Source organism: Burkholderia sp. MR1-5-21 (genome assembly GCF_053427715.1).
This window is the reverse complement of record NZ_JBSAXD010000013.1, coordinates 97,011-110,332: the sequence shown is the minus strand read 5'-3', so window position 1 is coordinate 110,332 and position 13,322 is coordinate 97,011. Positions and strand designations below refer to the sequence as shown.

Below are 13,322 nucleotides of genomic sequence, written 5' to 3'. Positions count from 1 at the left end.
ACGTCTCGAATACCGATTGCGGGCGGGGCTGGCGGCCGAGTCAGCGCGCATCGCGCGCGGCCGCGCGCGCGGCCGGGCTCGCGACGAAGCCGAAGCGCGCGGGCACGTCGGCACGCGCGATGGCGAGCAGCGGCAGCGCACGGCCGTCGCGCCAGCGCAGCACGGGCGGCGACGCGTCGAGATCCGCATGGTCGGCGAACAGCCCGAGGTCGTGATCGTGCAGCGCGGCGACACGCGGTGTCGTGCCGGCGTCGCGAAACAGCACGCCGCCCGCATCGTCGAGCCACGCTTCGTGCGGCTCGAACGGCCGGCCTGCGTGGTCGGCGAGCGCGAGCTGCCCGTCGCGTTCGGCGAGCCGCACGACCCACGGCGTATACGCGAGTTCGACGTACACGCGCTGCGGCCCGTTCTGGAAGAACCACTGGCCATGCTCGTCGGCTTCGTAGTTGCGGTTGATGAACGCGATCAGCGCGGTGTGGCGGATCGGCGAGCCGAGCTCGCCGGCCGCCTGCGCGGCGTCGTCGCGCAGGCGCCAGTCGCCGCGCCGGTCGAGCAGCAGCCAGCCGGTGCAATGCGGCACGTCCGGCCATTTGGCGAGCGCCTGCTTGACGATGTCATCCATGGTCGACGAATTTGGAGCAGTAGCCGAACACCCGCACCGACAACCAGTCGAGCCGGCCGGGGAACGGCCCGGTCATGAATCCCGCATGGCCGCCGTCCGCGGGCTGGTCGAGCTCGACGGCGGGCGACACGTCTGCCGGGCCGGGCAGCGCCGACGCGGGCAGGAACGGGTCGTTGCGGGCGTTGAGGATCAACGTGGGCACGTCGATCGCGGGCAGCAGCGGGCGGGTCGTCGCCTTCGTCCAGTAGTCGTTCGCGTCGGCGAAGCCGTGCAGCGGCGCGGTGACGATGTCGTCGAAGTCGTGCATCGTCACGGCCTTCAACATCGCCTCGCGGTCGAACAGGCCCGGAAACTGGTCGAGTTTCACGAGCGCCTTGCGCTTGAGCGACTTCAGGAAGCTGCGCGTGTAGATCATCGCGAAACCCTGCGACAGCGCGCGACCACCCGCGTGCACGTCGAGCGGCGTCGAGATCGCGGCGGCGGCGCGCACGATCGACGTGTCGCTGCGGTGCTCGCCGAGCCAGCGCAACAGCACGTTGCCGCCGAGCGACACGCCGGCCACGACGAGCGGCCCGCGATGCTGCGCGGCGAGGCGCCTGAGGATCCAGTCGACCTCGGCGCTGTCCGCGAGGTGATAGAAGCGCGGCTTGCGATTCATCTCGCCGCTGCAGCTGCGGAAGTGCGGGACGACACCGTGCCAGCCCTTCGCGCGCGCAGCGGCCATCAGCGCGAGCGCGTAGTGCGAACCGGAACTGCCTTCGAGGCCGTGGAACAGCACGAACAGCGGCGCGTCGGGCGGCGGCGCCGCGCTGTCGAGATGCGCGACCCAGTCGAGATCGATGAAGTCGTGGTCGGGCGTTTCCCATCGCTCTCGCCGGTAGGCGACAACCGGTCGTCGCGCGAACAGCGCCGGCACGATGGTTTGCACGTGGCTGTTCGGCAGCCAGTAGGGTGCCCGATAGCGCAATGCGTCGTCGTCAGGGGCGTGTGCCCCGGCAAGCGATGTGGGCGGAGAAGCCGTACTCATGATCGCCCCGCGTCTTCGTCAAGTCATTCAATGCAGCGGGCCCTGCCCGTGGCGGATCTTGGCGGCGAACTGCCCGGCCGCCTGTTCGGGGATCGGGCTCGCATGGATGTGCGCGATGCGCCATTCGCCGCGTTCGTGAATCATCACGTACGTCGCGAACACCATGTCGGGCTCGGCAGTGAGGTCGGCCTGCTGATGCGCTTCGGCAATCGTGTAGACGACGGTGCCGAGACTGTCGTAAACACGGATGTCGAGCGGCTCGATCGTCACGGGCTGCGTGGACAGCCGTGCGCCGAGCCCGCTGCGGATCTGGTCGAGGCCATGCAGATGCGCGCCGTCCGCCCAGATGCAGCTGGCGAAATCCTCGTCGATCCACAGCGCCATCAGCGCGTCGAGATTGGCATCCGCGACGGCCTGGTAGTAGGCGTTGAGCGTATCGGCAGCGGCTTCGAAGAGGCGGGCAAAACGTGGCATCGGGTTTGTCTCTCGCGCGCGTCGCGCGCCGTATTCAGCACGGCGGCCCTGAGGCCGCCGCACACCGGTGAATCGGATTGCCCGGCGCACGTCGTGCGACGCTGCCGGAAAGGGTCAGCGCTGCCCGACGAGCATGCCGCGCAAATCGCCGAATACCTGCTCCGGGCCGAGTTCGCGCAGGCACTTCAGGTGGCCGAGCGGGCACTCGCGCTCGAAGCAGGGACTGCATTCGAGATGCAACCATTGTACCTTCGCCAGCTCCGACAGCGGAGGGGTATGACGCGGATCGGTCGATCCGTACAGCGCGACGAGCGGCCGGCGCAGCGCGGCGGCGACGTGCATCAGCCCCGAATCGTTGGTGACGACCGCGTTCGCGCGCGCGATCAGCGCGCACGCCTCGGACAGCGACGTCTGCCCGCACAGGTTGCGCACGTGCGGCGCGTGCTCGGCGATCGCCTGCGCGGCCGCGGCGTCCTTCTGCGAGCCGAGCGCGACGATCTGCGTATACGGGAAAGACTGATGGACGATCTTCGCGAGCGACGCGAAGTGCTCGGGCGGCCAGCGCTTCGCCGGGCCGTATTCGGCGCCCGGGCAGAACACGACGAGCGGCATCCGCGTATCGAGATTGAAACGTGCGGACACGCGCGCCGTTTCATTCAGGTCGGCGTCGAGGCGCGGCGGGGGCAGGGTTTTCATCGACTCGGGCAGCTTCGCGCCCGGCGCGTACGCCAGTGCCGCGTAGTGGCCCGTCATCGGCGGCCGCTCGCCGTGCGCCTTGTCCGGATTCGCATGCCGCACGTTCAACAGCCCGTAGCGGTGCTCGCCCGTGTAGCCGATCCGCAGCGGGATGCTCGCGAGCCACGGGATCACCGCGGACTTCAGCGAATTCGGCAGCACGTACGCCGCGTCGTAGCCGTTGTCGCGCAGGTCGCTCGCGAGCTGCCAGCGGCGCAGCAGCTGCAGCTTGCCGTGCGCGAGATCGGTCGCGTAGACATCGTGGATCTCCGGCATGCGCTCCAGCACCGGCGCGACCCATGAGGGTGCGACGGCATCGATCGCGATGCGGGGATGGAGTTTCTTCAGCAGCGCAAAGAGCGGCTGCGCCATCAATGCGTCACCGATCCAGTTCGGTGCGATAACCAGCGCTCGACGCATCAGGTCGATTTCCGATGTCGTAATGAAACACGGCGCACGGGCGCCGCGTTCGGGTTGCCAGAATGGGAAAGGGCGGCGTGCCGGTCAGCCGGCCACGCCGCCATGCAGGACGACAGTCCGCGCAGGCCGGGCCGCGCGGGCTCAGTGGCCCTTGACGACTTCGCCGTCGCGCAGCTTGTAGCGCGTGCCGCAGTACGGGCAGCGCGCCTCGCCGTGCGACACGTCGATGAAGACGCGCGGGTGCGCGCTCCAGCGTGCCATCGCCGGGTTCGGGCAGTAGGCGGGAAGATCCTTGGCCGTCAGCTCGACCAGCGGCATTTCCTTGATTTCACTCATGAGTCTTTCTCTTGGTCACTCTTTTGTGGGGCATTCGCGTGCGGCGCGCGCTCAGATCTTCGTCAGCCAGTGCGCGTACTTCGCGTTCTTGCCCGACACGATATCGAAAAACGCCGATTGCAGCTTTTCCGTGACCGGGCCGCGCGCGCCGCTGCCGATCGTCCGGTTGTCGAGCTCGCGGATCGGCGTGACTTCAGCGGCGGTGCCGGTGAAGAACGCCTCGTCGGCCGTGTAGACCTCGTCGCGCGTGATGCGCTTCTCGATCACCTCGATGCCGGCATCCTTCGCGAGCGTGATGATCGTGTCGCGCGTGATGCCGTCGAGGCACGACGACAGGTCCGGCGTGAACAGCTTGCCGCGGTTCACGAGGAAGAAGTTCTCGCCCGAGCCTTCCGACACGTAGCCGTCGACGTCGAGCAGCAGCGCCTCGTCGTAGCCGTCGGCCGTCGCTTCCTGGTTCGCGAGGATCGAGTTCACGTACCAGCCCGACGCCTTCGCGCGCACCATCGACACGTTCACGTGGTGACGCGTGAACGACGACGTCTTCACGCGGATGCCCTTCGCGAGGCCTTCCTCGCCGAGGTACGCGCCCCACGGCCACGCGGCGATCGCGACGTGGATCGTGTTGCCCTTCGCGGACACGCCGAGCTTTTCCGAGCCGACCCAGATGATCGGGCGCAGGTAGCACGACTCGAGCTTGTTCTCGCGTACGACGTCGCGCTGCGCGGCTTCGAGCGTTTCCTGGTCGAACGGCACGTCCATCTGGAAGATCTTCGCGGAGTTCAGCAGGCGCTTCGTGTGTTCGTGCAGGCGGAAGATCGCGGTGCTGCCGTCGGCCGTCTTGTATGCGCGCACGCCTTCGAAGACGCCCATGCCGTAGTGCAGCGTATGGGTCAGCACGTGGATCTTGGCATCGCGCCAGTCGATCAGCTTGCCGTCCATCCAGATCTTGCCGTCGCGGTCGGCCATTGACATAGGATTCTCCTGTCGGGTGCGGTTGTGTGCAGCGTTGAGCCGGAAAGACGCATATTTTAGCGTCTTTTGGCGACAACCCGGTCGGTCGGCGAGGGGGCGGGGCTATAATCGTCCGGCACCGATTCCAATAACGACGGGGCAGGCCGGCAGGAGGCGCCGGCGCCCCGGCAATCCGCCCGCCGCGGCGCTTTCCCATGCTCGCTCGATTGTCCGCCACCGACCGCTTCGCGCTGATCCAGGGCGCGCGCGATTATTCGCCCACGCTGATGGCCATCCTGTCCTGGGGGCTCGTCACCGGCATCGCGATGAGCAAGTCGGTGATGACGATCGGGCAGGCGAGCGCGATGTCGCTCCTCGTCTACGCGGGCTCGTCGCAGCTCGCGGTGCTGCCGCTCCTCGCCGCGAAGCTGCCAATCTGGACCGTGCTGCTCACGGCCGCGATGGTCAACACGCGCTTCGTGATCTTCAGCGCCGGGCTCGCCCCCCATTTCTCCTACCTGCCGCTGTGGCGGCGCCTCGCGATCGGCTACTTCAACGGCGACGTGATCTACCTGCTGTTCCAGAAACAGGGCTTCGCGAACGGCCACGTGCCGGGCAAGGAGGCGTATTTCTGGGGGATGGCGCTGTCGAGCTGGCTGTCGTGGCAGGTGTCGTCGCTCGCCGGGATCCTGCTCGCGAGCTTCTTCCCCGCGAGCTGGGGGCTCGAACTCGCCGGCACGCTCGCGCTGATCCCGATCATGGTGTCGGCGGTCGCGAACCGCTCGACGCTCGCCGCCGTCGCGGTCGCCGGCGTCGTGTCGCTCGTCGCGTTCGACCTGCCGTACCGGCTCGCGCTGCCGCTTGCCGTGCTGGCCGCGCTCGCGGCCGGCTGCACCGCCGACTTCTTCGTCGAGCGGGCCGACTGGCGGCGCATCCGCACCGAGACGGTGCAGCAGAAGGAGGTCGAATGAGCACCGCCGGGATCTGGATCGTCATCGTCGGGATGACGCTCGTCACGGCCGTCACGCGCGCGCTGTTCCTGATCGGCGGCGAGCGCAGCGTGCTGCCCGAGCGCGTGCAGCGCGCGCTGCGCTACGCGCCCGCGGCGGCGCTCGCCGCCGTCGTGCTGCCCGACGTGCTCGAAACGCCGGCCGGGCTGTCGTTCTCGCTCGCCAATCATCAGTTCTATGCGGCGCTCGCCGGCTTCGGGTGGTTCATGTGGCGGCGCAGCATGCTCGGCACGATCGTCGTCGGAATGGTCGTATTTACCGTGTTGCGGCTGATCGTCTGACATGAAAGCAGGCAATTGTTGCGTCGCAATACTCCGCGTCATCCCAAATAGGCGGAATTCGCCGTCGCGCGGGCAGTCGGCCGGACGGATCGGCTAGAATGCCCGTTCCAGATTTTTTACCCGTGCGCGTCATGCGGAACCGCTAGCCACGGCCCGCATCCGGCGCCCTCTCGCGGCAGCCCGCGCACGTGTTGCGTCATCCCCCTTTCCCCATCCACTACTTCAATCTGTCCAACATGAGCCAAGTCAAGCGTCTTACCGACCTGATCGCCGCCGGCCAGCTCGCCGGCAAACGCGTTTTCATTCGCGCTGACCTGAACGTCCCACAGGACGACCACGGCAACATCACCGAAGACACCCGCGTGCGCGCGTCGGTGCCGGCCATCCAGGCCGCGCTCGACGCCGGCGCGGCGGTGATGGTCACGTCGCACCTCGGCCGTCCGACCGAAGGCGAGTTCAAGCCGGAAGATTCGCTCGCGCCGGTCGCGAAGCGCCTCGCCGAGCTGCTCGGCCGGGACGTGCCGCTCATCGCGAACTGGGTCGAGAACGGCGTGAACGTCGCGCCCGGCCAGGTCGTGCTGCTCGAGAACTGCCGCGTGAACAAGGGCGAGAAGAAGAACTCGGACGAGCTCGCGCAGAAGATGGCGAAGCTCTGCGACGTCTACGTGAACGATGCGTTCGGCACCGCGCACCGCGCGGAAGCGACGACCCACGGCATCGCGAAGTACGCGCCGGTCGCGTGCGCGGGCCCGCTGCTCGCCGCTGAACTCGACGCGCTCGGCAAGGCGCTCGGCAACCCGGCGCGCCCGCTGGTGGCGATCGTCGCCGGCTCGAAGGTGTCGACCAAGCTGACGATCCTCAAGTCGCTCGCGGAGAAGGTCGACCAGCTGATCGTCGGCGGCGGCATCGCGAACACGTTCATGCTCGCGGCCGGCCTGCCGATCGGCAAGTCGCTCGCGGAAGCCGACCTCGTCGGCGAGGCGAAGGCGATCATCGACGAAGCGCGCAAGCGCGGCGCGTCGGTGCCGATCCCGACCGACGTCGTCACCGCGAAGGAATTCTCGCCGACGGCCGCCGCGACCGTGAAGAAGGTCGCCGACATCGAGGCGGACGACATGATCCTCGACATCGGGCCGGAAACGGCCAAGGCGCTCGCGAGCCAGCTCGAGAAGGCCGGCACGGTCGTCTGGAACGGCCCGGTCGGCGTGTTCGAGTTCGACCAGTTCGGCAACGGCACCAAGACGCTCGCCGACGCGATCGCCAAATCGTCCGCGTTCTCGATCGCGGGCGGCGGCGACACGCTCGCGGCCATCGCGAAGTACGGCATCCACGACCAGGTCAGCTACATCTCGACGGGCGGCGGCGCCTTCCTCGAATTCCTCGAAGGGAAGAAGCTGCCGGCGGTGGAAGTGCTCGAAACGCGGGCGGCCTGAGCGTGGCGGCGCGCGCAGGGGTGACGACGGCCGCACGCTCCGCGAAGGCGGAGCCGGCGGCCGGCGCGGGCAAGCGCAAACGCGCGCCCGCGCGGGCGAACACAGCCCCGCGCGCGTCGGCGGCCGCCGGCGACGCGGCCACGCAGCACCACGAGATTCAGAACAAAGCGATGCCGGGCGCCAGCACCGGCACGCCCCCCGGAGCGGCCGCCGCTGGGCCCGCCGCATCCGGCTCTCGCAGCGTTTCACCCAGCGCATCCACCTTGATCCAGATGAGGAGTTTCATGCAGCGCGCCACCAAGATAGTCGCCACGATCGGCCCGGCCTCCAGTTCGCCGGAGATTCTGCTGCAGATGATGCAGGCGGGCCTCGACGTCGTGCGGCTCAATTTTTCGCACGGCACCGCCGATGATCACCGCCAGCGCGCCGAGATGGTGCGCGAGGCCGCCCGCAAGGTCGGCCGCGAGATCGCGATCATGGCGGACCTCCAGGGGCCGAAGATCCGCGTCGGCAAGTTCGAGAACGGCAAGACGATGCTCGTGCCGGGCCAGCCGTTCATTCTCGACGCGGGCTGCGAGCTCGGCAACGACGACCGCGTCGGCCTCGACTACAAGGAGCTGCCGCGCGACCTGAAGCCGGGCGACGTGCTGCTGCTGAACGACGGCCTGATCGTGCTGACCGTTGAGCGCGTGCTCGGCGAGGAGATTCATACGGTCGTCAAGGTGGGCGGCGAGCTGTCGAACAACAAGGGGATCAACCGGCAGGGCGGCGGGCTGTCGGCGCCGGCGCTGACCGCGAAGGACATGGAGGACATCCGCACCGCGATGTCGCTCGGCGCGGACCTCGTCGCGGTGTCGTTCCCGAAGAACGCGACCGACATGGAAATGGCGCGCCAGCTCGCGAACATCGCGGGCGCGCCGTACGGCATCAAGCCGAAGATGATCGCGAAGATCGAGCGCGCCGAGGCGATTCCCGCCCTGCAGAGCATCCTCGATGCGTCCGACGGCATCATGGTCGCGCGCGGCGACCTTGCGGTGGAGGTCGGCAACGCGGCCGTGCCGGCGCTGCAGAAGCGCATGATCCGGATGGCGCGCGAGTCGAACAAGCTCGTGATCACCGCGACGCAGATGATGGAATCGATGATCCACGCGCCGGTGCCGACCCGCGCCGAGGTGTCGGACGTCGCGAACGCGGTGCTTGACGGCACCGACGCGGTGATGCTGTCGGCCGAGACGGCCGCCGGCAAGTTCCCGGTCGTGACGATCGAGGCGATGGCGGCCATCTGCGTCGAGGCCGAGAAGTCCGAGCATGTGGAGCTCGACAAGGATTTCCTCGACCGCACGTTCACGCGGATCGACCAGTCGATCGCGATGGGCGCGCTCTTCACCGCGTACCACCTCGGCGCGAAGGCGATCGTCGCGCTGACCGAATCGGGCGCGACCGCGCTGTGGATGTCGCGCCACTACACGCACGTGCCGATCTTCGCGCTGACGCCGCGCGTCGGCAGCGAGCGCACGATGGCGCTGTACCGCAACGTCACGCCGTTGCACGTCGACTTCAACAGCGACCGCGACGGCGCGCTGCAACAGGCGCTCGAGCTGATCGTCCAGCGCGGCTACGTCGCGCGCGGCGACATGGTCGTGCTGACCGTCGGCGAGCCGATGGGGCAGGCGGGCGGCACCAACACGCTGAAGATCGTGCGGGTCGGCGAGCATTACTGAGCCGGCTGGCGGCCCGATTCGATCGGGCACTGGTTTTGCCGAAAACCGCGCGGGGTCGATTCCCCGCGCGGTTTTTTTCTTTATTTTGTCCGTATTGTGCCGTGCGAACGTAACAAAATGCGAGTGAGCGCCGCCGGGCGGTCGGAATCGGAGGCGCTTCGCGATAAAATGCCGCTATTCGACGCCCAGCCGCGCCGGTCCACCGCAGGGTTCCATGGGGCCAGGCCGCGCCGGCGCACAGGGCGCACCGCTTTTCATTCCAAGGAGTTCCACAATGCCTCTCGTATCAATGCGTCAATTGCTGGACCACGCGGCAGAGCACGGCTACGGCCTGCCGGCCTTCAACGTGAACAACCTGGAGCAGGTCCAGGCGATCATGGCGGCGGCGGACCAGGTCGGCGCACCCGTGATCATGCAGGCGTCGGCCGGCGCGCGTAAGTACGCGGGCGAGCCGTTCCTGCGCCACCTGATCGAAGCGGCGGTCGAGTCGTACCCGCACATCCCGGTCGTGATGCACCAGGATCACGGCCAGTCGCCGGCGGTCTGCATGGCGGCGATCCGCAGCGGCTTCACCAGCGTGATGATGGACGGCTCGCTCGAGGCGGACGGCAAGACGGTCGCGTCGTACGAATACAACGTCGACGTGTCGCGCAAGGTCGTCGAGATGGCGCACTCGATCGGCGTGACGGTCGAGGCGGAACTCGGCGTGCTCGGCTCGCTCGAGACGATGAAGGGCGACAAGGAAGACGGCCACGGCGCCGAGGGCACGATGACCCGCGAGCAGCTGCTGACCGATCCGGAGCAGGCCGCCGACTTCGTGAAGCTCACGCAGTGCGATGCGCTCGCGATCGCGATCGGCACGTCGCACGGCGCGTACAAGTTCTCGAAGAAGCCGACGGGCGACATCCTGTCGATCCAGCGCATCAAGGAAATCCACGCGCGCATCCCGAACACGCACCTCGTGATGCACGGCTCGTCGTCGGTGCCGCAGGAACTGCTGGCCGAGATTCGCGAATTCGGCGGCGACATGAAGGAAACCTACGGCGTGCCGGTCGAGGAAATCCAGGAAGGCATCAAGCACGGCGTGCGCAAGATCAACATCGACACCGACCTGCGCCTCGCGATCACCGGCGCGATCCGCCGCTACCTGTTCGAGAACCCGGGCAAGTTCGATCCGCGCGACTACCTGAAGCCCGCGCGCGAAGCGGCGAAGAAGGTCTGCGTCGACCGCTATCTCGCGTTCGGCTGCGAAGGCCAGGCCGGCAAGATCAAGCCGGTTTCGCTCGACAAGATCGCCGAGCAGTACAAATCCGGCGCGCTCGCGCAGGTCGTGCGCTGAGACTGTAGTACGATCCGGGGCAGCTGGCCGGCGGACGTCCGCCGGCCGTGACCGTCCCGCCGGCCGAAAAAGGGCCGGCCGGCGCCGCCCGGGCCTTGTTGCCCGGCCGCTCGCCGAAGTATCGCAAGGCCGCCGTTCCCGCCAGCCACGGGGAACGGCGTTTCCCTTTTTGTTTGGCTCCTTATCTGCGAAAAGACGATGTCTACCCTCTACGAATCCACGCTCCGCTCGCTGCCGCTCCTCGGTCGCGGCAAGGTCCGCGACAACTACGCGGTGGGCAACGACAAGCTCCTGATCGTCACGACCGACCGCCTGTCGGCATTCGACGTGATCATGGGCGAGCCGATTCCGAACAAGGGCCGCGTGCTGAACCAGATGGCGAACTTCTGGTTCGACAAGCTCGCGCACATCGTCCCGAACCACCTGACGGGCGACACGCCGGAAGCGGTCGTCGCGGCCGACGAGGTCGAGCAGGTCAAGGGCCGCGGCGTGGTCGTCAAGCGCCTCGAGCCGATCATGATCGAGGCTGTCGTGCGCGGCTACCTGGCCGGCAGCGGCTGGAAGGAATACCAGGCGACGGGCGCCGTGTGCGGCGTCCAGCTGCCGGAAGGCCTGCAGAACGCGCAGAAGCTGCCCGAGCCGATCTTCACGCCGGCCGCGAAGGCCGAGATGGGCGAACACGACGAGAACATCACGTTCGAGGAAACCGAGCGCCGCATCGGCACCGAGCTGGCCGCAACGATTCGCGACATCTCGATCCGCCTGTACAAGGAAGCGGCCGACTACGCGGCGACGCGCGGCATCATCATCGCCGACACGAAGTTCGAGTTCGGTCTCGACAACCACGGCAAGCTGTACCTGATGGACGAAGTGCTGACGGCCGACTCGTCGCGCTTCTGGCCGGCCGACCAGTACCAGGTCGGTACGAACCCGCCGTCGTTCGACAAGCAGTTCGTGCGCGACTGGCTCGAGACGCAGCCGTGGGGCAAGACGGCGCCGGCGCCGGCGCTGCCGGCCGACGTCGTCGAGAAGACGGCCGCGAAGTACCAGGAAGCGCTCGAGCGCATCACCGGCCAGCCGCTCGCCTGAGCATCGACGGGAACACGAAATGAGTGAAGTCCAGACCGCCCACACGCACAGCGCGCCGCTCGTCGGCGTGCTGATGGGCTCCAGTTCCGACTGGGACGTGATGAAACACGCCGTGGCGATCCTGCAGGAGTTCGGCGTGCCGTACGAGGCGAAGGTCGTGTCCGCGCACCGGATGCCCGACGAGATGTTCGACTACGCGGAGAAGGCGCGCGAGCGCGGCCTGCGCGCGATCATCGCGGGCGCGGGCGGTGCCGCGCACCTGCCCGGCATGCTCGCCGCGAAGACGACGGTGCCCGTGCTCGGCGTGCCGGTCGCGAGCAAGTACCTGAAGGGCGTCGATTCGCTGCACTCGATCGTGCAGATGCCGAAGGGCGTGCCCGTCGCGACCTTCGCGATCGGCGAGGCCGGCGCGGCGAACGCGGCGCTGTTCGCGGTATCGATCCTGTCCGGCGCGTCGGCCGATTACGCGAACCGGCTCGCCGCGTTCCGCGTGCGCCAGAACGAAGCCGCGCACGCGATGGTGCTACCGCCGCTGGAATGACGGCGGCATGGCTTCCCGGGGGCGGCTCCCCGGGGCGCCACCCCGGAACGCGCGGCCCGGGAAACGGCCGCCAAAGGACCGTCGATCCGCATTGTCCTCACTGCGGCGGGCGCGACGCCCGCCGTGACCGACCACTGACATGACCACTCCTCAATCCACTTCCCCGATCCTGCCCGGCGCCTGGCTGGGCATGGTCGGCGGCGGCCAGCTCGGCCGCATGTTCTGCTTCGCCGCGCAATCGATGGGCTATCGCGTCGCCGTGCTCGATCCCGATCCGACGAGCCCCGCCGGCGCGGTCGCCGACCGCCACCTGCGCGCGGCGTACGACGACGAAGCGGCGCTCGCCGAACTGGCGGCGCTGTGCGATGCGGTGTCGACCGAGTTCGAGAACGTCCCGGCCGCGAGCCTCGATTTCCTCGCGCGCACGACGTTCGTCGCGCCGGCCGGCCGCTGCGTCGCGGTCGCGCAGGACCGGATCGCGGAGAAGCGGTTCATCGAGGCGTCCGGCGTGCCGGTCGCGCCGCACGTCGTGATCGAATCGGCGGCGGCGCTTGCCGCGCTCGACGATGCCGCGCTCGACGCGGTGCTGCCGGGCATCCTGAAGACTGCGCGCCTCGGCTACGACGGCAAGGGGCAGGTGCGGGTGCGCACCGCGCAGGAGGCGCGCGATGCGCATGCGGCGCTCGGCGGCGTGGCGTGCGTGCTCGAAAAGCGCCTGCCGCTGAAGTACGAGGTGTCGGCGCTGATCGCGCGCGGCGCCGACGGCCGTTCGGCCGCGTTCCCGCTCGCGCAGAACACGCACCACAACGGCATCCTGTCGCTGACGGTCGTGCCGGCGCCGGCCGCCGACGCGACGCTCGCCGAAAAGGCGCAGCAGGCCGCGGTGCGGATCGCCGACACGCTCGGCTACGTCGGCGTGCTGTGCGTCGAATTCTTCGTGCTCGAAGATGGCTCGTTCGTCGCGAACGAGATGGCGCCGCGCCCGCACAATTCCGGCCACTACACGGTCGATGCGTGCGCAACGAGCCAGTTCGAGCAGCAGGTGCGCGCGATGACGCGCATGCCGCTCGGCAACCCGCGCCAGCATTCGCCGGCCGCGATGCTGAACATCCTCGGCGACGTGTGGTTCCCGGACGGCGGCGCGAATGCGGCAGTCACGCCGCCGTGGGACGAGGTCGCGGCGATGCCGACCGCGCATCTGCACCTGTACGGCAAGGAGGACGCGCGCGTCGGCCGCAAGATGGGCCACGTGAACTTCACGGCCGCGACGCGCGACGAAGCGCTCGGCGCGGCCACCGCGTGCGCGCAGCTGCTGCGCGTGCCGCTCGACTGAGGGCCGT

Annotated in this window: 15 protein-coding genes; 8 read left to right on the top strand and 7 right to left on the bottom strand. The window is 68.5% G+C overall.

The window, feature by feature from the left end:
* Window positions 1-40 precede the first annotated feature (40 nt).
* From ACV229_RS19145 to ACV229_RS19120, 6 genes are all read right to left on the bottom strand, one after another.
* Window positions 41-622, bottom strand: a complete 582-nt coding sequence (locus ACV229_RS19145) for a DUF2946 family protein (protein ID WP_448084677.1) — start codon at window positions 620-622, stop codon at window positions 41-43.
* Window positions 615-1,649, bottom strand: a complete 1,035-nt coding sequence (locus tag ACV229_RS19140) for a hydrolase (protein ID WP_448084676.1) — start codon at window positions 1,647-1,649, stop codon at window positions 615-617. Before ACV229_RS19140 ends, ACV229_RS19145 begins: the two co-directional genes overlap by 8 nt.
* 27 nt (window positions 1,650-1,676) lie before the next feature.
* Window positions 1,677-2,123 (bottom strand): nuclear transport factor 2 family protein, encoded by a 447-nt coding sequence (locus ACV229_RS19135; RefSeq protein WP_448077259.1) that lies wholly within the window; start codon window positions 2,121-2,123, stop codon window positions 1,677-1,679.
* Between the two features lie 114 nt (window positions 2,124-2,237).
* Window positions 2,238-3,278 (bottom strand): lipopolysaccharide heptosyltransferase II, encoded by a 1,041-nt coding sequence (gene waaF / locus ACV229_RS19130; RefSeq protein WP_448084675.1) that lies wholly within the window; start codon window positions 3,276-3,278, stop codon window positions 2,238-2,240.
* A 141-nt stretch (window positions 3,279-3,419) separates the two neighbouring features.
* Window positions 3,420-3,614, bottom strand: a complete 195-nt coding sequence (locus ACV229_RS19125; protein ID WP_006749970.1) for a zinc-finger domain-containing protein — start codon at window positions 3,612-3,614, stop codon at window positions 3,420-3,422.
* Window positions 3,615-3,665: 51 nt separating this feature from the next.
* Window positions 3,666-4,589 (bottom strand): branched-chain amino acid transaminase, encoded by a 924-nt coding sequence (locus ACV229_RS19120; RefSeq protein WP_124598203.1) that lies wholly within the window; start codon window positions 4,587-4,589, stop codon window positions 3,666-3,668.
* A 194-nt stretch (window positions 4,590-4,783) separates the two neighbouring features.
* Here ACV229_RS19120 and ACV229_RS19115 point away from each other — a divergent pair, with 194 nt between their 5' ends.
* The 3 genes from ACV229_RS19115 to ACV229_RS19105 all read left to right on the top strand — a co-directional run bounded on the left by ACV229_RS19115 (window position 4,784) and on the right by ACV229_RS19105 (window position 7,292).
* Complete coding sequence (locus ACV229_RS19115) at window positions 4,784-5,539, top strand: AzlC family ABC transporter permease (protein WP_448084674.1); 756 nt, start codon at window positions 4,784-4,786, stop codon at window positions 5,537-5,539.
* Entirely contained in the window at window positions 5,536-5,859 is a 324-nt protein-coding gene (locus ACV229_RS19110; RefSeq protein ID WP_448084673.1) for an AzlD domain-containing protein, read from the top strand. The genes ACV229_RS19115 and ACV229_RS19110 overlap by 4 nt, the downstream gene beginning before the upstream one ends.
* Window positions 5,860-6,095: 236 nt before the next feature.
* Complete coding sequence (locus tag ACV229_RS19105) at window positions 6,096-7,292, top strand: phosphoglycerate kinase (protein ID WP_448084672.1); 1,197 nt, start codon at window positions 6,096-6,098, stop codon at window positions 7,290-7,292.
* A 157-nt stretch (window positions 7,293-7,449) separates the two neighbouring features.
* Here the strand turns inward: ACV229_RS19105 and ACV229_RS19100 are convergent, their stop codons facing one another.
* Entirely contained in the window at window positions 7,450-7,578 is a 129-nt protein-coding gene (locus ACV229_RS19100; protein ID WP_448084671.1) for a hypothetical protein, read from the bottom strand.
* Here ACV229_RS19100 and pyk point away from each other — a divergent pair.
* The 5 genes from pyk (at window position 7,577) to ACV229_RS19075 (ending at window position 13,315) form a co-directional block, all read left to right on the top strand.
* Window positions 7,577-9,013: a pyruvate kinase gene (gene pyk, locus ACV229_RS19095; protein WP_448084670.1), complete on the top strand. Its 1,437-nt coding sequence runs from the start codon at window positions 7,577-7,579 to the stop codon at window positions 9,011-9,013. The two genes, ACV229_RS19100 and pyk, sit on opposite strands and share 2 nt — an antisense overlap.
* Window positions 9,014-9,287: 274 nt before the next feature.
* The gene (gene fba, locus ACV229_RS19090) at window positions 9,288-10,352 is read left to right on the top strand and encodes a class II fructose-bisphosphate aldolase (protein ID WP_448084669.1); all 1,065 of its coding nucleotides are present in this window, start codon (window positions 9,288-9,290) and stop codon (window positions 10,350-10,352) included.
* 198 nt (window positions 10,353-10,550) lie between these two features.
* Entirely contained in the window at window positions 10,551-11,441 is an 891-nt protein-coding gene (locus ACV229_RS19085) for a phosphoribosylaminoimidazolesuccinocarboxamide synthase (protein WP_448084668.1), read from the top strand.
* Between the two features lie 19 nt (window positions 11,442-11,460).
* A complete protein-coding gene (purE, locus tag ACV229_RS19080; RefSeq protein ID WP_448084667.1) occupies window positions 11,461-11,982 on the top strand; it encodes a 5-(carboxyamino)imidazole ribonucleotide mutase in 522 nt (173 codons plus the stop codon).
* A 139-nt stretch (window positions 11,983-12,121) separates the two neighbouring features.
* Window positions 12,122-13,315, top strand: coding sequence for a 5-(carboxyamino)imidazole ribonucleotide synthase (locus tag ACV229_RS19075; protein ID WP_448084666.1), 1,194 nt, complete (start codon window positions 12,122-12,124; stop codon window positions 13,313-13,315).
* The last annotated feature ends 7 nt before the right edge of the window (window positions 13,316-13,322 follow it).